The sequence below is a fragment of the Exiguobacterium sp. SH0S2 genome (assembly GCF_004337185.1).
In the GTDB taxonomy this organism is placed as follows: Bacteria; Bacillota; Bacilli; order Exiguobacteriales; family Exiguobacteriaceae; genus Exiguobacterium; species Exiguobacterium aurantiacum_A.
In genome coordinates this window covers 296,520-315,606 of sequence record NZ_SJVB01000001.1, presented here as the reverse complement: position 1 = coordinate 315,606, position 19,087 = coordinate 296,520, and the positions used below count along the sequence as shown (strand labels likewise).

Sequence of the window (19,087 nt, the reverse complement as noted above, 5' to 3'; positions counted from 1 at the left end):
ACTGGATGACAAGGATCATCCGTCAATCTGCTGCACGTAGCTGATGACGTCGGTCAAATAGGTCTCGATCGGGCGATTTGCATCGATTGTAAGCGTATGCATAAAGTCTGGTTTTTTACGATTTGCGACAGTTCGATGAAAATCGTCCGGGGAAACGGATTCGATTTGACTAATCTTGCGTTCGCGCTCGGAAAGGCGGCGATTGATTTCATCGACGTCGTCGACGACACACTCGACGTAGCGATAAGTGGCGCCATGGTTTTCGGCGAGTGCCAATCCGCGTTCAAGCATCACATCATACAGGCAAGGGCTGTCCAGAATGACGTTCCGGCCTAGTGACAAATTGAACGCAACAAGCGCCCAATCGATGTCATAGGCGACTTTTCCGGCCAGTGCCGGGTCAAGCTTATGATCCACCATTGATTCGAGCAAGGCTGTCTTCGTCACGTCATGGTCGACGATGACCGCATTGAGCTGAGGCGCGATGGCACGGGCCAGCGTCGATTTGCCTGAGCCCGGAAATCCGGACATTTGTAAAAAGAACATGGTCTCACCTTACTTTTCGTTTGATTTACCACGGCTGAAACCGGCGAATAACCTGCCACCGAACGGCAACATCGCCTCGTCAACGAAGCAGACGAGGTCGTCAATCTCATTCATTTGTTCATGTCTTCTTTTGCGGTGATGTTCCATTTTTTCAACGCTCCGTCTTCTTCGTAAATGACCCGGACTTCCATCTGACTCAGTACGAGCCGTTGCTCCGAGGCAAAAAGGACGAGCGGATAGCCGGTCGACAGCGGCTCGTCCGCCTCATAAATGGGACTGTGGGCCTGCATCGCGTAATAGCCGTCAGACCTGGTGTTAGCCGCACCGGCGTCAACTTGGATGACTGTCTCGAAACCTTGTAGCCGTAGTACGTAACTGTACGTCGTTCGGGCCCCACGTTCGAGCCGCCATTCCTCAATCACGGCCTCATGATCGTTTTGATTCGCTTCGAATAAAACTTCTTGCGCCGTGTATTCTCGTTCATATGGAATCATCTCTTGAATGTTGACGGCCGTCATCGTCGCGAGTTTTTGCGATTCTTCCGATGGCGGTGTGATGAGAATCCCGATAAAGATCAAGATAGGGATGAGCAAATAAATGATGACCCGACTTTGCATATGGCTTCACCTGTCCTTTATCGAGTTTTTTCGCCATAATTTGTCAGAACCCTGCCTGACACTTGAAAAATGTCACGAGCAGCACGTTCAATCGTCAAAAATAGGACGACCGGATGTATGATGAATTCAGGAGGGGATTGGGATGAAGATTGGGGTTATCGGCGGGGGAATTGCCGGGTTGACCACGGCGGCTCTCGCTAGTCGATCGGGACATGACGTGATCGTGTTTGAATCATCGCGTGAATGGGGCGGATGTGCCGGTAAGTTTGACCGCGGGGACTACCGTTTCCCGGCGGGGGCGACGCTCGGGATGGGGTTCGAACGAGGCGGACTCCATCAACGCGTGCTCGACTACTTAGACGAGGCGGTCGCAGTCGAGAAGCTCGACGAAGTAATGCATGTCCATCTGAGTGATCGAACGGTCGTCTACTATCAAGCGCGCCAAGCGTTTCTCGATGAACTGAGTATGAAGTTTCCGGAACTGCAGTCGGATATCCGGTCATTTTTTCAAGAAGTATGGACGGATTTTGATAGAATCCGACCGCTGTTCGAGCGATTGCCGGCTTTACCGCTCCGGACGCTTGACGATGCGCTGACCGCATTTCGCGGATTTCGGCCGAATCAAGTAGCGGCACTCGTAAAACTATATCGTCCGCTACATGAAACGTTGCGACGTCATCGGTTGGGCGGGACACCGTTCGAGCAATTCATCGATGGCATTTTACTCGATAGTTTACAGACGGGGGCACGCGAGGCGAGTCACTTGCTCGCGACCGTCGCGCTATCGATTTATCATGAAGGGGCATTTTACGTCGAAGGTGGATTGTACACACTCGCCCACGCCTTGGAACGATCGATTCGACATAGCGGAGGCACGACGCTGCTCGGTCGTCAAATCATGAAAATCGAGCGCGTCGCCGACGGCTGGTTATTGACCGATCGCCGGGGCCGGCTTGAGATCGTCGACGTCGTCGTTGCCGCGATCCCGCTCGAGGCGACACAGCGCTTGCTGAGCGGTGCTGACGAGCGTCGATTTGCCGGGCAATATCGACGTCAGTTGAAGCAATCGCAATGGGGCACGTTCAGTCTATACGTGACGTTGCCCGAGCGCGTCTGTCTGGACCGGCCCTTATTCCAACAAGTGTATACGGACGACTTGCCGTCCGGCCATGCCTTCATCTCGATGTCGGCCGAGGACGACGTGTTACGGACGTCTCTCCCCGAACGGACCGTGACGGTCTCGACGCATATCGATTTATCAGAGTGGGACGATTGGAAAGACAGGGCCACCTATGAGAAACTAGAAGCAATATGGACCGAGCGTCTCATCTCGGCCGTGAAGCGGGCGTTTCCGGACTGGACGGGCGAATCAGCGGTCCTCCTTCCCGGGGGTCCAGGAGCGTGGGTGAAATATACGAGACGACCGCACGGTGCTGTCGGCGGCTATGCACAAACACCGCGTCAGGCTCTGTTCCATGCCGCGAGCTATCGGACGACGCTACCGAACTTTTTCGTGTGCGGGGATACGGTGTTCCCGGGAGCGGGGACGATCGGGGCAATGACGAGCGGGTTGCACGTCGGACGTGCGCTCGGTGCAAAGCTATAATGAAGGAGACGGTGTCATGCATAAGAAAACATTTAATGAGCTGACGACGAAAGAACTGTATGATCTGTTGGCGCTGCGGACCGAGGTGTTCGTCGTCGAGCAAGATTGTCCGTATCAGGAAGTCGACGGGAAAGATGTCACGGCGCATCATTACTGGATCGAAGAAGACGGTGTGATGGTCGCCGCACTCCGAGTTCTCGTCGAAGAAACGCCGATCGCCATCGGTCGTGTCGTCACGAAAGCGTCACATCGAGGCAAAGGGTACTCGCGCAGGCTAATGGAAGAAGCTGTCATTGACTTCGGGTCCGTCGAGCTCTACTTACAAGCTCAGACATACGTCGAACCGTTCTATGCGAGTTTCGGCTTTTCGCGAACGAGTGAAGAATACTTAGAAGACGGTATCCCGCATGTTGATATGACGCGGGAAAGAACAAAATCTTCCTAAAGCAGTGCGGTACCGTTCGCCAGAAGTTCATGGTAGAATGTTGAGGAATACATGCGCACATGAAAACGTGCGATAACATTATAGCGTGCAAAGGGGTTTACGATGGTGACTGACCAACAAGTAATTGAAAAAGCGAAAGAATTAGCCGACCTTTTGGCAAAGACTCCAGAAGTGGCCCGCTTCAAAGAAGCGGAAACGAAAGTGAACGAAAGTGAACGCGTCCAAACGTTGATCAAACGGATCAAATATTTACAAAAAGAAGCGGTCAACTGCAAACATTACGGCAAGACCGAAGCGCTTGCCAAAGTCGAACTAAAAATCGACAAGGCGATGGACGAACTCGATTCGATTCCGGTCGTCCAGGCGTTCCAAGAGACACAAGTCGAAGTGAACGACCTCCTTCAATACGTGACGGTGACGCTCGCCAACTCGGTGACGGACCGAATCATCGAAGCGACGGAAGGCGACGTACTCGCAGGTAAAACAGGAAGCGGCATGGCAGCGGAGAAATCACGCGGCGGTTGCGGATACTAAAAAACAACAGCTGGCCTTTGGTCAGCTGTTCTACTTTATAGAGGTGAGACGAAATGGAAGCGATACATCAGACACCGATGATGAAGCAATATTTTTCAATCAAGGCGGATTATCCTGACGCCTTTGTATTTTACCGGCTCGGTGACTTTTACGAGCTCTTTTTTGAAGACGCCCAAATCGTGGCGAAAGAACTCGAATTGACGCTCACCGCGAAAAACGGCAAAAACGCCGAGCATCCGATCCCGATGTGTGGAGTCCCGCATCACTCGGCAGCCGTCTACATCGAGCAGTTGATCGAAAAAGGATTCAACGTCGCGATCTGCGAGCAGATGGAAGATCCGAAAGCGACAAAAGGCCTTGTGAAGCGGGAAGTCATCCAAGTCATCACGCCAGGTACTTACATGGCCGCGCTCGGAGACAAAGACAACCGTTATTTGGTCGCAGTCGCCAAAGTTGGTGAAACCTACGGGGTCGCCCGTGGTGACGTGACAACAGGTGAATCTTGGCTGACGACGTTGCCGACGAAAGAAGCGGTCCTCCGTGAAGTCGAAGGATTGATCCCGAGTGAGATATTAGTCGATGACGATCAGCTCGCGGACATGTTGCAGCCGCTCGGGATCCCGCTGTCGATTCAAGTCGAACGCCGGTCGAGCGAACTGTCCGCATCGGCGAAAGACGACGCCCAAGTGAGCGCGTTTGATTTGCTGTACGCCTATTTGACACGGACGCAAAAGCGGGCGCTCGACCACTTGCAGCCGGCGATCGCCTATGAGGTCGAGGCCCACATGCAGCTCGACCCGAATACGGCACGCAATTTAGAACTGTTCCGCTCGGCCCGGTCCGGAGAACGGAAAGGCTCACTCTTATCACTGCTCGACGAGACGACGACCGCCATGGGTGGACGTCTTTTAAAGCGTTGGCTCGAACAACCGCTCTATACAGAGCAAGCGATCCATGAGCGTCAAGACGCGGTCGAGAACTTACTTGACGATTTCATGCTGCGCGACCAACTCCGGGACGAATTGAAACACGTCTATGATATCGAGCGGCTCGTCGCGAAAGTCGGCTACGGGACGGCGAACGCGCGCGATCTCGTACAATTGCGCGACACACTAGCACGCATCCCGGCTTTGAGCGTGATGCTCGAAGCGGTCGCATCAAGCCGGTTGCATCATATCCATGAAGACTTGGACACGTTCGAAGACTTGGCGGCGCTTCTTGAAGCGGCGCTCGTCGAATCTCCACCGATCTCGACGAAAGAAGGCGGAATGATTCGTAAAGGCTATTCTGAAGAGCTCGATCAGTTGCTTGAAGCGAAAGCGAACGGGAAGTCGTGGATCGCGAACCTGGAGCAACAAGAGCGGATCGCGACCGGGATCAAGTCATTAAAGATCGGCTACAACCGTGTCTTCGGGTATTATCTCGAAGTGACGAAAGCGAACGCCCGTTTACTCGAAGAAGGTCGGTACGAGCGGAAACAGACGCTGACGAACGCCGAACGCTACGTCACGCCCGAGCTGAAAGAAAAAGAAGCGCTCATCCTCGGTGCGGAAGAGAAGAGCTGCACGCTCGAGTATGACTTGTTCGTCACACTGCGCGACCGAGTCAAACTCGAGACGAAACGGTTGCAACAGCTCGCACGGTCGCTCAGTGAACTTGACGTCCTGCTCGCTTTGGCGATCGTCGCCGAAAAGCGGGACTACGTGCGTCCGACAGCGTCCGCAAACGTTCAAATCGATCGCGGCCGGCACCCGGTCATCGAGACGGTTCTGCCACGCGGTGACTATGTCGCCAACGACTTGACGCTTGACGACTCGCGTCAGATGCTGTTGATCACCGGACCGAACATGTCCGGTAAATCGACGTACATGCGCCAGTTCGCGTTGATCGCGATCATGCACCAAATCGGATCGTTCGTCCCGGCCGAGGCGGCCGAACTGCCGCTGTTTGACCGCATCTTCACTCGCATCGGGGCAGCGGACGACCTCGTGAGCGGTCAGTCCACGTTTATGGTCGAAATGACCGAGACGCGCCAGGCCGTGACCGAGGCGACGGCGAACAGCCTGATTTTGCTTGATGAGATCGGGCGCGGGACGTCGACGTATGATGGGATGGCGCTCGCGCAAGCGATCGTCGAATATATCGCCTCCTCAATCGGCGCGAAGACGCTGTTCTCGACGCATTATCATGAGCTGACCGTCCTCGAAACGACGATCCCGACGCTCGAGAACGTCCACGTCCGCGCCATCGAACGCGACGGACGCGTCGTCTTCTTGCATGAAGTTCATCCAGGCAAGGCCGACAAGTCTTACGGCATCCACGTCGCGGAACTGGCCGACTTGCCGCAATCGCTCATCGAACGAGCCCGGACGATCTTAACAGAGCTCGAACAAGAGAAAGAGCGGGGCGCTGCCCCGACTGACCCGATAACGAAGAAGTCGAGCGATGAAACCGCTCAGCTCTCTTTGTTCGAGACAAAAGATGAGTTAAAACAACAATTGCTCGAGCTCGATCTTTTAGCGATGAACCCGATCGAGGCGATGCAGGCGCTCTATGCGCTCCAACAGTCTGCGAAGAAAGGGTGAGTCGATGGGAATCATTCAAGAGTTGTCAGAACAGTTAGCCAACCGGATTGCGGCTGGGGAAGTTGTCGAACGACCGGCATCGGTCGTGAAAGAACTCGTCGAAAACGCGATTGATGCCGGCGCGACGAAAGTGGAAGTCGAGCTAGAAGAGGCCGGGATCCGGCTCATCAAAGTGCGGGATAACGGCCACGGCTTTTATGAGGATGACGCGGCCCGTGCTTTTTTAAGACATGCGACGAGCAAGATACGAGACGAACATGATTTGTTCCGGATCCGGACGCTCGGATTCCGGGGCGAGGCTCTCGCCTCGATCGCATCGGTCAGTCACGTCACGTTAAAGTCGCGCCGGGCTGATGAGGCCGGCTTTGAGATGACGCTACATGGCGGCGTCGTGATCGAGCAAACACCGACTGCTGCGAACGTCGGGACAGAGATCACGGTCAGTCAATTGTTCTATAATACGCCAGCCCGTTTGAAATACTTGAAAACGTCTGCGACCGAGCTCGCGAGCATCACCGACACGTTGAACCGGATCGCCTTGTCACACCCAGAAGTTCGATTGACGGCTTTCCATGAAGACAAGGAGCTGCTCCGAACGAACGGGAACGGGGACATCAAGCAAGTTATGCTCGCGATCTACGGTCGGCAAGTCGCCGCCCAAATCGTGACGGCGTCGAGCAAGACGAATGACTACAGCTTGAGTGCTCACCTCGTGCGGCCCGAAGTGACGCGTTCAAATAAACAGTATGTGACTTTGATCTTGAACGGGCGGAGCATCAAAAATTTCGCGCTCACACAAAGCGTGCTCGAAGGCTATCATACGCTTCTGCCGATCGGTCGTTACCCGATCGCTGTGCTCGAAGTGAACATGGACCCGATGCTGATTGATGTCAACGTCCATCCGACGAAGCGGGAAGTGCGGCTGTCAAAAGAGAAGGAACTCTGTCAACTGATCCGGGAGACGGTTCAGCTGACACTTCGGGAGCAACGGTTGATCCCGTCGGTCAAACCAAGACAGCCGTCCGTTCCGACAGAGCAATCGAAGCTTGATTTCACCGTCGAACGCTCAGACACAACAGTTGAGCCGAGCGCATGGAACTATCCGATTCCACGCGATCCGGTGACATCTCCGAGTCGCTGGTCGCCGACACCACTCGTTCAAGAGACACCGGTCGAAACAGTGCTGTCAGAAGAACCGGGGGTTGAAAAGGCGGAACGCCGGCTGCCGGCGCTCGACGTCATCGGCCAACTCCATGCGAGTTACATCGTCTGCGGCGCGGACGATGGCATGTACATCATCGACCAACACGCCGCCCAAGAACGCATCAAGTACGAGCTGTTTTATGACCAACTCGGCCAGCCTGAAAAAGAGTATCAGTTGTTGCTGTTGCCGCTCACGCTCGAGTTCACCCAACAAGAGACGCTTGCGATCGAAGAAGTCGTCCCGCTTCTTAAAGAAGCGGGCCTCGATTTAGAGGCGTTCGGAGGCAATACGTTTCTCGTCCGGGAAATCCCGACATGGTACCCGCAGCACGATCTCGAAGGGACAGTCCGTGATTTGATCGAGATGGCGATTCGGGACCGATCAATCGATATCGCTAAATATCGCGAAGAGGCGTCGATCCTGATGGCGTGCAAACGATCGATCAAAGCGAACCATCCGTTAAACCTCGAGATGATGCGACAGTTGATCCGCGACCTTGGCGAGACGACGTCTCCGTATACGTGTCCACACGGACGTCCGATTTTAGTGAAGTGGAGTACGTATGAACTCGAGAAGTTGTTCAAACGTGTCATGTGACAAACGTTGTAATCTTAATTTAACCGACTGTAACGTTTATGGATGCTTAGCTATGGGAACAATATACACATGTCGTCAAACACATCGAGGTTGAGAGGTGGAGTTCACACTGCCTCACCCTCAAGATGTAGACATGATTCATAAACCAGTAGGGGGAAATGATTATGACAGACACGCTTAAAGTAACGACACGAGAATTACGACCACGTTCGGTTCGAACAAACTTACGTAAAGAAGGAAAAGTACTTGGTGTCGTTTACGGCTACAAAGTCGAAAGCACACCAGTCGCGTTTGAAGAAATGGCATTGCGCAAGATTCTCCGTGAACACGGAGACAACGCCTTGATCGAACTCAACATCGACGGCAAGAAAGTAAACACACTCGTTCACGGGACGGAAGTTGACCCGTTCACGAACACATACAAGCACGTCGAGTTCATGGCAGTCAAAATGGATGAGGCAACTGAAGTTGAAGCAGACGTCACACTCGTCGGCGACGCGAAAGGTGTCAAAGAAGGCGGCTTCTTGTCGCAAGCACTCTATAAAGTCACTGTTTCGGCAACACCTGCTAACATCCCAGAGCGGATCGAGCTCGACGTTAGCAAGCTAGAGATCGGTGACTCACTCACAGTTGCTGATATTCCAGAGAATAAAGATTACGAAATCTTATCTGAAGGCGATCTTCAAATCGCATCAGTGAACGAGCCGGTAGCAGTCGAAGAAGAGGAAACTGAAGGTGAAGAAGCTTCAGCTCCAGAAAAATCGACTAAAGCATCGACTGATGAGACGACAGAGTCTTCTGAGAAAGAATAATTGGTTTCATGCGGCCCTTTACGAAGGGTCGCTTTTTTTAGTCACAAATCCGACAAATGTAACCGATTACGATGTGAAAAGTATGTCAACAGTTCGAATGGGCAGTTGCAAAAATGTCGCTCCGGGCTTATATTGTTAATGATTTCACATGTTTGTTCTTATTATATGGTTCATTTAAACAGAAAGAAGGGTTTGTGACATGGCATCAATGGAAATCCATGCACTCGAATCATTACGGAAGAAAGCACAGGCTTCCTCAGCGATGATTCACTATCGGCCGATGGAATATTTTTTACGGGCAATGCTCGCGGGGATTTTTATCGGGTTCGCATCAATCTTCACATTAAAAGTCGTCAACGGCATGTATCTTGTAGATTCACCATTTACGACGCTCATCGGGGGATTCTCGTTCGGGATCGCGCTCGTCATGATCATCTACGGAGGCGCTGAACTATTTACCGGGAATACGATGTATTTTACGACTTCAACGATGCGTGGCTATACGACGCTGAGTGATACGATGCTCGTCTGGTTGCTTTGCTTCGTCGGGAACGCGCTCGGCGGCATTCTTTTCGCCTTGTTGCTCGCGCCGACTGGAGTCATTCAAGAGCTCGGCATGAACAACTGGTTATTTGCCGTCGTCGAGAGCAAGATGCATCATACGACAGTCGAAATCTTTTTTAGAGCCATCTTCTGTAACTGGATGGTCTGTCTCGCCATCTTCTTGCCGAAACAGATGAAAAATGAATTTGCCCAAATCTTCTCGATGATCTTCCTAGTAGCCGTCTTCTTTGCTTCAGGGTTTGATCACGTCATCGCCAACTTCGTCTTGTTCGCACTCACACTCGTTGTTCCGCATCCAGAAGCAATCAGCTTTGCTGGAGCCATCCACAACTTGATTCCGGCTACGTTCGGAAACATTATCGGAGGCGCGTTATTCATGGGAGCGATCTATACATGGTTGAACGCTAAAGGATTGCGTGAAGCACAAGAGTCAGAGCAAGAAGAAGTCGAACTGAAAATCGTCAAGCCAGCCAAAGAAGTATGACATACATCACGAAACGCACAGTCGAGCCCACATCAGGGATTCGGCTGTTTTTTTACGTTCGGGATCGGTTGCAACTGTCACAATATCGACGTGCCTCAAATCGATAAAACGTGACATAATCTATATATAGAATTTTTATCGGTTATCAGCCGTTAAATAATCAATATATAGCGAGGTGATGCGGAGTGAACATGCTCCAGCTTTATAACGATGTCTGTGTGCTACCAGATCAAGATTTGATCCAAGAGAACGCCAACGTCGACGGGAAGTCGCCACTCGGCAAACTAGCGCGCATATCTTCAGAAGTGTCAAAACAATTATCGACCACGTACCTATTGTCGGAACGGTCACGTCTAGCGATCCGTGATAACTACTTGTATGTGCATGACGCCGATTACTATGTGACCGGATCGACGACGTGTTGTCAAATCCCGCTCGGAGAGTTACTCGCGAACGGGTTCCACACCGGACACGGGACGATTCGTCCCCCGCAGGACATTCGTTCGGCGCTGGCGCTCGCCTCGATCATTCTTCAAGCGAATCAGAACATGCAGCACGGGGGACAGGCGTTCCCGATGTTTGACGTCGATCTCGCTCCTTACGTCGAGAAGACGTATGAACGTCAACTCGAGCGGTTGAACGGACTACCGATTGAGCTGACGGTGGAGCAACAACAGCAGATTGCTGAAGCAGAAACCGTATCGGCGACGTACCAGGCGTGCGAGGCGTTTATCCATAACGCCAACTCGATGCATTCGCGCGGCGGCGGTCAAGTTCCGTTCGTGTCGATCAACTACGGCACCGACACGAGTCGGTGGGGACGGGTGTTTATCCGCGAGTTATTAAAAGCGACAGAGCGAGGATTAGGCAACGGGGAGACGCCGATTTTCCCGATTCAAATCTTCAAAGTAAAGGAAGGCGTCAATTTCAATGACGGGGACCCGAACGTCGATTTGTTCCGCCACGCATGCCGCGTGACGGGCAAGCGGTTGTTCCCGAACTTCTCGTTCGTCGATGCGCCGTTCAACCTTCAGTACTATGACGGGACACATGCTTCGGAAGTTGCCTATATGGGCTGCCGGACGCGGGTGATGGGAAACCGTCATGGGGCAGAGACGTCGATCGGAAGAGGTAATTTATCGTTCTCGACGTTGAATTTAGTGAAGATGGCACTCGTGTCATCCGATATCGAGTCGTTTTATAAGACGTTGGATGGATTCGTTGACATCGCCATCGAGCAATTGCTCGAGCGCTTCGACTATCAATGCAAGCGACATGCGGACGAATTCCGCTTTCTTTATGCGCAGCACGTCTGGCGGGGGAGTGAGACGCTTTTGCCTGAATCGGAATTACGAGACGTGTTAAAACAAGGGACGTTGTCGCTCGGCTTCATCGGTCTCGCCGAAGCGCTACGCGTCCTCGTTGGCGGGACGCACGTTGAATCAAGAGAAGCAGAACGTCTCGGGCTTGATATCGTGACCCATCTCGCGGAACGGATGAGGCAGGCGGGAGACGATCATGATTTAAACTTTTCGCTACTGGCGACGCCGGCCGAAGGATTGTCCGGGAAGTTCGTGTTAAACGATCAACACGAATTCGGGATGATCGCCGGTGTGACCGATCGCGCGTTTTATACGAATTCGTTCCACGTCCCAGTTTATCAACACGTCTCAATCCGGGACAAGGTTCGAATCGAGGCACCATACCACGCCTTATGTGACGCCGGACATATTACGTACGTCGAGGTCGACGGTTCGCTCGCCCATAACCCGGAAGCGGTTGAATCGATCGTGCGGCTCATGCGGGCGCATGACGTCGGCTATGGCTCGATCAATCATCCGGTCGATCGTTGCGGGAGTTGCGGTCTAGAAGGAATCATCGACGAGTCGTGCCCGACGTGCGGGGAACGAGATCAGATCGAGCGGATCCGTCGTATCACCGGTTATTTGGTCGGGACGATGGATCGATGGAACTCGGCGAAACGAGAAGAAGAACGAGCGAGGGTGAAACATCATGCGCGTCCTATCCGTACTTGAAGAATCGGTCGTCGATGGTCCGGGCATTCGAACCGTGATTTTTACAGCAGGCTGTCCGCATCGTTGCCCGGGCTGTCACAACCCTGAATCGTGGAATCCGCGAGGCGGTCGTGACATCTCGGTCGAAGAGTTGTTGGACCGTGTCGAGACGGCCGCATGGGAAGGCGTGACCATATCGGGCGGTGAGCCGTTCCTGCAACCGGCTGAGCTGTCGGAGGTCGTGCGCGGTTGCAAGACACTCGGGAAGAACGTCTGGATCTATACTGGCTACACGTTCGAAGCGCTACAACAGCTAGAAAATGAGGACATCGACATCGTCCTTGACCACGCCGACGTGCTCGTCGACGGGCGTTTCGAGCAGCCGCTCATGGACCGCTCGCTCCGTTTCCGGGGGTCGAGCAACCAGCGGATCATTTTTCTGAACAAAGCGTGATCGGGGCGACAACGCCCCGATTTTTTGTATACTAACAAAAAAGGGGGAAATCATTATGAAATGGTGTAGCTATGAAATCGAAGGGGAGACAAGAGTCGGGGTGGTCGAAGCGGACCAAGTATATGATGTCAGTGATCAACTACATACGAACTCATTGTTAGAAGTAATTGCTCGCGAATTTAAACCGGATATCGATCTAGACGTCGCAAGCGTACGAGCGCTCGAAGACGTCAAACTTCAAGCGCCATACCGGCCGCTGAAAAATGTCATCTGCATCGGGAAAAACTACGAGGAGCACGTGAAAGAGATGGATACGGCGGGAGCCGGTAAGCTCGTCATCTTCACGAAAGCACCGACCTCGGTCGTCGGTCCTGATGCCATCGTCGAGCGTCATGCAGCGCTTACCGACCAACTTGACTATGAGGGCGAGCTCGCCGTCATCATCGGAAAGTCAGGACGCGACATTCAAGACGTCGAGGACCACATTTTTGGGTATACCATCATTAACGATATTACGGCACGAGACGTGCAAAAGCAGCACGTCCAGTTTTTCCGCGGCAAGTCGTTCGACACGTTCTGTCCGTTCGGACCATTTATCGTCACGCCGGAAGAACTCGAATTTCCACTGTCAATCCGCACAGACGTGAACGGGGAAAACCGTCAGCTCGGATCGACAGATGACATGATCCGACCGATCGATGAACTGATTCGGACGCTCTCAGCAGGGATGACGCTCGAAGCGGGTGACATCATCGCGACCGGGACGCCAGCCGGGGTCGGACATGGGATGAAGCCACCGGTCTACCTCCAGTCCGGAGACCGGGTCGAAGTGACGATTTCCGGGCTCGGCACGTTACGGAACGACATCGTCTGACGAAATTGACGCAAATTGTGAAGAATCTTGTAATCGTTCCGTCAATTCCATGAAACGGTGCCGGCTTCTATTATACTCAGGGTAGAAGTTAGAGGAAACATCATTGAGGAGATGACATGTTATGGAACGAAATGATCGGCCAAATGAACAAAATCGACATGAAGATTGGTTAGATACAGAGCTAGGTTCGTCAAAGCGGGCGCCTGAGCCTCCGCAAGCAGAACAAGTCGCTCGGCCCTCTTTCATGAGCCGGATGTTCCCAGGGTTCATCGGCGGCGTCGCCGGGGCGTTGTTGACCGGTGCGATTGCGTTACCGTTTATCGATCAAGCACCTGACGTCACGTCGAATACGAATGTGACGTCAGACGGGACACCTGTCCAAACCTCATCGAACATCAAAGACACATCGGTCACCAATGCGGTCGCGGTGGCACAACCGGCAGTCGTGACCGTGAACAACTTCGCGGCGAGCGGATTCTCGAACGAAGCGGTCGAAGCGGGTGTCGGATCAGGGGTCATCTATAAAAAAGAAAATGGCTCGGCTTACATCGTCACGAACCATCACGTCGTCAATGGCGCCGACCGTCTGACCGTCACGTTCAACGACGGTTCAACTGCTGATGCGAAGCTCATGGGAAGCGATGCGACGTACGATTTGGCCGTGCTCGAAGTCGACGCGGACAACGTATCGTCTGTGATTAAGATCGGGAAATCGAGCGAATTGAAACCGGGGCAGACGGTCATCGCCATCGGTAACCCGCTCGGACAGTTTGAGAACTCGGTCACACGCGGGATCGTCTCTTCGACGTCGCGTCTCGTACCGGTCGATACGGACGAGAACGGACAAGCGGACTTTAATGCCGAAGTCATCCAAACGGATGCGGCCATCAACCCCGGTAACTCTGGTGGGGCGTTGATCAATGAATCCGGTCAGTTGATCGGGATCAACTCGATGAAAATCGCGACCGATTCTGTCGAAGGGGTCGGCTTCTCGATTCCGGTCGACATCGCGTTGCCGCTCATCAATCAAATTGAGCAGACCGGCGAAGTGAACCATCCGTCGCTCGGTGTCTCATTGCGTGACGTTAATGAGTTCCCGCCTGGTTATTTGACTGAACAGATCAAGCTACCGGAGTCGGTGACGGCCGGGACGATTATCGTCGACGTGCAGGCGAACAGTTCGGCGGCGGCAGCGGGCCTTGAGGCTCGTGACGTCATCGTCAAAATCAACGATCAACCCGTGTCCTCGTTCATCGATTTGCGGAGCGAATTGATTCGTGACACGGACGGCGTCGTCACGATCGAGTACGTCCGGGACGGCAAGACCGAAACGGTCGATGTCGAGATTCAAAATGCGAACGGAGACGCGTTGTAAAGATGGGCACGATGCCCATCTTTTTTGTTATGCTTAGAAAAAGGAGGGGATAACGTGATTCGTAAGTTATACGGTGTGTTATTTTTAGGGGCCGGCATCATGCATTTCGTTCAAGAGCGCGCCTTCATGTCGATTATTCCGAAATCATGGCCGTTCAAGCGCTTCATGGTACAGGCTAGCGGTGTGATTGAAGTCGTCTATGGCGTGTTGTTGCTCTTGAACAAAGGGACCGGTTTCGTCAAGAAGACGTTGCCAGCTTTTTTGATTGCCGTGTTCCCGGCAAACATCAATATGGCACTCAAACCATCCCGGATCGGGGGCAAGACGTTACCAAAATGGGTGACATGGGGTCGACTGCCGCTGCAATGGGTGTTGATCAAAGGCGTCAAGAAACTGTGACTACATAACGGGGGAATCAATCATGACTACGAACGTACTGAACTGGTTCGAGCATTTTCATGCTCATCCGGAAGTGAGTTGGAAAGAAGAAAAGACGACGAAGACGATTGCGGACATCTTGGCGTCATGGAACGTGCGTCACGAGACGTTTGACGACGTGACGGGTGTTATCGCTGAAATCGGCACCGGTGCCGACGTTATCGCCGTCCGAGCCGATATCGATGCCTTATGGCAACAAGTCGACGGAGAGTTCCGGGCCAACCATTCGTGCGGCCACGACGCCAACATAAGCATGGTGCTCGGCGCGCTCGAGCTGTTAAAGGACGAGGCGCTCTCGAAACGGATCCGCTTTATCTTCCAACCGGCGGAAGAACAAGGTAACGGCTCGCTCGCGATGATCAATAAAGGGGCACTTGACGATGTCAGCCACTTGTACGGCATTCATTTGCGCCCGCTCGAAGAGCTGAAGCGCGGCCAATACGCCGCTGCGATTCAACACGGCGCCGCTTTGTTCTTGAAAGGACGGATCATCGGGGACGATGCCCACGGTGCGAGGCCACACCAAGGTCAGAATGCGCTCGACGTCGTCTTCACGATTCAACAGATGTTGAAAAGCATCTATCTGTCGCCGTTTGAGCCGCATTCGATCAAGCTGACCGGTGTCCAGGCAGGAAGTGACAACATGAATATCATTCCGGGCAACGCCACGTTCTCGATTGACGTGCGGGCCCAGCAAAATAAAGAACTGCTCGAGCTTCGTGACCGTCTCGAGACGATGTTGCATCAAATTAGCGTGCTGCATGGCGTCGAGATCGAGTTGGAATGGCAAGACTTCACGCCGGGTGCCGAGATCGGGAAACACTCGAGCCGGATTACAGCAGAAGCGATCATCGCACTCCATGGCGAGGACGCGCTCGTCAATCGCATCGTGACGTCGGGAAGTGACGATTTTCATTTTTACACGGTCGAGAAACCGGGACTCGATGCCACGATGATCGGGATCGGGGCAAATTTGACGCCGGGACTGCATCACCCGCAGATGACGTTCGACCGCGACGTCTTGCCTGAAGGGGCGGCTTTGCTCGCCGAGACGCTACGCCGAGCGGTTGCAATACTATAAAGTGAAACGAAATGGACGGGGCGTCAGCTTGCCGTCCATTTTTTTGTTGCCAACTCCTCATGTAAGCGTTATCATAATTTCATTAGCGACAATATAACGACAATTCTGAATTTTCGCTAACGGGGAGGAATTTACATGGAACTGCAGGGGAACAGGCAAGACATGAAGCTTGGTTGGGCGTTGTTGCCGCTACTTGTCATGATTGGGGTCATGCTCGTCGCCATCGTCAAACTCGAGCAAGGGCCACACATCCCGCTCATCGTCGGGACGGCGACCGCTTCGCTTGTCGCGTGGCGTCACGGCTACAAATGGAAAGACATCGAGGAGATGATGTACAAGGGGATACGGCTCGCCTTGCCGGCGGTCGTCATCATCATCTTGGTCGGTTTGACGATTGGCGCCTGGATCGGGGGAGGCGTTGTCGCCACAATGATATATTTTGGGTTGAAGATCATCTCGCCGGCCTACTTCCTCGTGACGATCTGTCTCATCTGTGCGGTCGTTGCTTTATCGATCGGCAGTTCGTGGTCGACGATGGGGACGATCGGTGTCGCCGGGATGGGCATTGGGCTCAGCATGGGGATTCCGGCGCCGATGGTCGCAGGTGCCGTCATCTCGGGCGCCTACTTCGGCGATAAGATGTCGCCGCTGTCGGATACGACGAACCTTGCGGCCGGTTTGACGCATACGAACTTGTTCGTCCACATCCGTCATATGCTTTATACGACGATTCCAGGACTCATCATCGCGCTCGGCGTCTATTGGTGGCTCGGGACGCGTTTCAATGATACGGCGACGAATCCTTCAGATATCGTGCAGACGCTCGGCATTTTGGAGGACAGTTTCGTCATTTCGCCTTGGTTGCTACTGATTCCGCTCGCGGTCATCGTGCTCGTCACGAAAAAAGTACCGGCCATCCCGGCACTCGTCGTCGGGATCGCGCTCGGCTTCCTGGCCCAAGTCGTCATTCAAGGCGGATCGCTCTCGGATAGCGTCGGTGCGCTTCAAAGCGGCTATGTGATCGACACCGGCAATGAGCTCGTCGATAATTTATTCAGTCGAGGTGGGCTCGACGCGATGATGTATACCGTCTCGATGACGATCGTCGCGATGACGTTCGGGGGGATTTTGGAGTATTCGGGGATGCTGCAATCAATCATGAACCAGATCGTCAAACTAGCGAAGACGGCCGGCTCGATGATCGCGTCGACGATTCTTGCCGGGATTGCGACGAACGCGACGTGTTCCGAGCAATACATATCGATCGTCGTGCCGGCACGCATGTTTGCCGGGGCCTATGAGAAGATGGGGCTCCACTCGAAGAACTTGTCCCGGGCGCTCGAGGACGGCGGCACGCTGACGTCAGTGTTCATCCCGTGGAACACGTGCGGGGTGTTCATTCTCGGGACGCTCGGTGTCGGGGCGTTCGAGTACGCGCCTTACGCCGTGCTCAACTTCGTCGTCCCGGTCATCTCGATCATCTATGCGTTCACAGGGTTCACGATCGAACGGATCACGGTGTTGCAAGCAGAAACACAAGTCGAAGATCAAGCGGCATTATAAAAATTTCCCGGCCCTCTAGGCCGGGAAATTGAATTTATAGACGGCACGGGGGCGGCCTTGGGCGTAACTCATTTCTTCACCAATGACGCTGACAAGGTATGCGTCGTGTAGTTTTTTGATGAGTCGCTCGGTCGTCCGTCGCGAGACGTTCAAGTAGTCGGTCAGCTCTTTGGCGGTGAACTCGAGTTTGCGTTTCGAGAATCGGATGATCTTGCCGGCGTTGGCCGGGCTGATGCCGACTTGTTTGACGATATCGAACGCAACTTCTTCGGTCACACGGTAAGAAGTCACGTCGTCGCGTTTCGGGAAAGACAATCGCTTCGAGTCGTCAACGATGCGGACTCGTTCGTCGGTGGCTGCAGACAAGGCGATTTGTGCATGTTCGTAAGCTTGTTGGTATTGGGTGCCGTAGCCGATCCCGATTGAAGAGTCAAAAGACGCGGGGGCGAGCGTGTTTTCTTCGAGGGCGCTGATCGTCTCGCCTTTCGTCGTCAACAGAGCGGTCGAGGGACCGTCCGTCGTTTCGAGATGTCCGCCGATATAGTGAACCGTTGCCAAATGGTCGCGGAGCGCCTCAGAATCGGTATCATATAAAATGATTGAAAATTGAGCGTTGTCCGCCAATAGTTGCCGAACACGTTGAATCAGTTGCTCGAGATGGTACCGGATCGTACTCGGCGGCTCGATCATGAGCTGACTCTCATAGCCTTGCTCCTGCAATTGGCTGTGGACACGCTCGATGCTCGTCAAGGCCAAGTTCGTTTGAGCGGGTTGTAAGTCCGCATGAAACGCGAATACGTCTTGAAAGTCGACGTCAGGATGAATCTTCATTAAACGAGGTGGTGTCGTCACTGCGGGGAGGGACGATAAAATCGCCGCCAACCGTTTCGGCTCGATCACATCGATCGACACGTGTTCGAGGGAGACGGCACGAGTGAGCGCCGCCGACAGGAGCGTCGTCAACAGCACGGTCTCGTCTTGGACGACGTGGTGCGCCATATTCGTACTGAGATAAGGCAGCGCGTACGAATAAGGGAACGATCCCGAGAAGAAGACGCCGTCGAACGAACCGAGCTGTTTGGCGATCGTGGCCGCCTCGTGCGGATGTTGATACGTATAGTAGGCGAAGCGAACATCTTCATAATCAGGGGCCAGCGCTGTGATGGTAGCGACGAAGTCGGCTGAACCGACGATTGCTAAATGAAGCGACATGCGAAAACTCCTCCTTGCAATTTAGCGACTATTTAACGACAATATATACAATGAACTTTTAAATGTAAAGGAGCACTTATC

The 19,087-nt window shown here is 53.5% G+C and carries 17 protein-coding genes; 14 read left to right on the top strand and 3 right to left on the bottom strand.

Annotated elements, in window-relative coordinates:
- Positions 1-15: 15 nt before the first annotated feature.
- Positions 16-546, bottom strand: a complete 531-nt coding sequence (locus tag EVJ21_RS01620) for a P-loop nucleotide/nucleoside kinase family protein (protein ID WP_131465192.1) — start codon at positions 544-546, stop codon at positions 16-18.
- A 110-nt stretch (positions 547-656) separates the two neighbouring features.
- Positions 657-1,163 carry a hypothetical protein gene (locus EVJ21_RS01610; protein WP_070327376.1) on the bottom strand — a complete coding sequence of 169 codons (507 nt, stop codon included), beginning with the start codon at positions 1,161-1,163 and terminating at the stop codon, positions 657-659.
- Between the two features lie 142 nt (positions 1,164-1,305).
- On the opposite strand from EVJ21_RS01610, the gene EVJ21_RS01605 reads away from it, so the two are divergent.
- The 14 genes from EVJ21_RS01605 (at position 1,306) to nhaC (ending at position 17,794) form a co-directional block, all read left to right on the top strand.
- On the top strand, positions 1,306-2,769 hold the full coding sequence (locus EVJ21_RS01605) for a phytoene desaturase family protein (RefSeq protein WP_131489809.1): 1,464 nt from the start codon (positions 1,306-1,308) through the stop codon (positions 2,767-2,769).
- A 16-nt stretch (positions 2,770-2,785) separates the two neighbouring features.
- Positions 2,786-3,214 carry a GNAT family N-acetyltransferase gene (locus EVJ21_RS01600; protein ID WP_071397378.1) on the top strand — a complete coding sequence of 143 codons (429 nt, stop codon included), beginning with the start codon at positions 2,786-2,788 and terminating at the stop codon, positions 3,212-3,214.
- A 102-nt stretch (positions 3,215-3,316) separates the two neighbouring features.
- The gene (locus EVJ21_RS01595; protein WP_070327373.1) at positions 3,317-3,748 is read left to right on the top strand and encodes a YlbF/YmcA family competence regulator; all 432 of its coding nucleotides are present in this window, start codon (positions 3,317-3,319) and stop codon (positions 3,746-3,748) included.
- Between the two features lie 53 nt (positions 3,749-3,801).
- Entirely contained in the window at positions 3,802-6,333 is a 2,532-nt protein-coding gene (gene mutS, locus EVJ21_RS01590) for a DNA mismatch repair protein MutS (protein ID WP_131489808.1), read from the top strand.
- Between the two features lie 4 nt (positions 6,334-6,337).
- Positions 6,338-8,134, top strand: a complete 1,797-nt coding sequence (mutL, locus tag EVJ21_RS01585; RefSeq protein WP_131489983.1) for a DNA mismatch repair endonuclease MutL — start codon at positions 6,338-6,340, stop codon at positions 8,132-8,134.
- Between the two features lie 164 nt (positions 8,135-8,298).
- Positions 8,299-8,946, top strand: coding sequence for a 50S ribosomal protein L25/general stress protein Ctc (locus EVJ21_RS01580; RefSeq protein ID WP_070327370.1), 648 nt, complete (start codon positions 8,299-8,301; stop codon positions 8,944-8,946).
- Between the two features lie 208 nt (positions 8,947-9,154).
- Complete coding sequence (locus EVJ21_RS01575; RefSeq protein ID WP_070327936.1) at positions 9,155-9,994, top strand: formate/nitrite transporter family protein; 840 nt, start codon at positions 9,155-9,157, stop codon at positions 9,992-9,994.
- A 191-nt stretch (positions 9,995-10,185) separates the two neighbouring features.
- On the top strand, positions 10,186-12,030 hold the full coding sequence (locus EVJ21_RS01570; RefSeq protein WP_131465184.1) for an anaerobic ribonucleoside triphosphate reductase: 1,845 nt from the start codon (positions 10,186-10,188) through the stop codon (positions 12,028-12,030).
- Positions 12,008-12,463 (top strand): anaerobic ribonucleoside-triphosphate reductase activating protein, encoded by a 456-nt coding sequence (nrdG, locus tag EVJ21_RS01565; protein WP_070327369.1) that lies wholly within the window; start codon positions 12,008-12,010, stop codon positions 12,461-12,463. Before EVJ21_RS01570 ends, nrdG begins: the two co-directional genes overlap by 23 nt.
- A gap of 55 nt (positions 12,464-12,518) precedes the next feature.
- Positions 12,519-13,337 carry a fumarylacetoacetate hydrolase family protein gene (locus EVJ21_RS01560; RefSeq protein WP_131443861.1) on the top strand — a complete coding sequence of 273 codons (819 nt, stop codon included), beginning with the start codon at positions 12,519-12,521 and terminating at the stop codon, positions 13,335-13,337.
- A 121-nt stretch (positions 13,338-13,458) separates the two neighbouring features.
- Positions 13,459-14,712: a S1C family serine protease gene (locus EVJ21_RS01555; RefSeq protein ID WP_131465182.1), complete on the top strand. Its 1,254-nt coding sequence runs from the start codon at positions 13,459-13,461 to the stop codon at positions 14,710-14,712.
- Between the two features lie 54 nt (positions 14,713-14,766).
- A complete protein-coding gene (locus tag EVJ21_RS01550; RefSeq protein ID WP_173647363.1) occupies positions 14,767-15,111 on the top strand; it encodes a DoxX family protein in 345 nt (114 codons plus the stop codon).
- A 22-nt stretch (positions 15,112-15,133) separates the two neighbouring features.
- Entirely contained in the window at positions 15,134-16,231 is a 1,098-nt protein-coding gene (locus tag EVJ21_RS01545; protein ID WP_131489807.1) for an amidohydrolase, read from the top strand.
- Between the two features lie 162 nt (positions 16,232-16,393).
- Positions 16,394-17,794, top strand: coding sequence for a Na+/H+ antiporter NhaC (gene nhaC / locus EVJ21_RS01540; RefSeq protein ID WP_370246370.1), 1,401 nt, complete (start codon positions 16,394-16,396; stop codon positions 17,792-17,794).
- Positions 17,795-17,809: 15 nt separating this feature from the next.
- On the opposite strand, the gene EVJ21_RS01535 is transcribed toward nhaC, so the two are convergent.
- Positions 17,810-19,006, bottom strand: a complete 1,197-nt coding sequence (locus tag EVJ21_RS01535) for an HTH domain-containing protein (protein WP_131489806.1) — start codon at positions 19,004-19,006, stop codon at positions 17,810-17,812.
- Between the last annotated feature and the right edge of the window lie 81 nt (positions 19,007-19,087).